1 protein-coding gene is annotated in these 623 nt (G+C 68.1%); it reads right to left on the reverse strand.

All coding sequences use genetic code 11. The annotated features are described in order from the left end of the window. Positions 1-623 (reverse strand): autotransporter-associated beta strand repeat-containing protein (locus HZI36_RS26640; protein WP_179405661.1); only part of this gene is annotated, 623 nt, incomplete at both ends.

Consider the following 623-nt stretch of genomic DNA (forward strand, 5'->3'; position numbering starts at 1 on the left):
AGCGCGTTCGCGCCGAGATTCACGTTCGTGCCATTCGCGCCCGTCAGCGTGCCGATCGTTTGCGGCGCCGTCGCGTTGCTGATGTCGAACGTCGTGCCCGAGTTGGCCAGATCGACCGCGCCCGTCGATGCCAGGCTGCCGCCCGTACCGATCGCCAGCGTGCCGCCGTTCACCGTCGTGCCGCCCGTGTAGGTGTTCGCGCCGGTCAGCGTCTCCGTGCCCGGGCCGCTCAGCGTCACGCCACCCGTGCCGCCGATCGAACCGCCGAACGTGCCATTGGTCGCGTTGTTCATCGTCAGCGTGTTCGCGCCGAGATTCACGTTCGTGCCGCCGACGCCCGTCAGCGTGCCGATCGTTTGCGGCGTCGTTGCGTTGCTGATGTCGAACGTCGCGCCGTTACCCGCCAGATCGACCGGGCTGGTCGATGCCAGGCTGCCGCCCGTGCCGATCGCCAGCGTGCCGCCGTTGATCGTCGTGCCGCCGGTGTACGTGTTCGCACCCGTCAGCGTTTCGGTGCCCGGACCGTTCAACGTCACGCCGCTGGTCCCGCCGATCGAACCGCCGAACGTGCCGTTCGTCGCGTTGTTCATCGTCAACGGGTTCGCGCCGAGATTCACGTTCGT

The organism is Burkholderia guangdongensis, assembly GCF_013403875.1.
Taxonomy (GTDB): domain Bacteria; phylum Pseudomonadota; class Gammaproteobacteria; order Burkholderiales; family Burkholderiaceae; genus Burkholderia; species Burkholderia guangdongensis.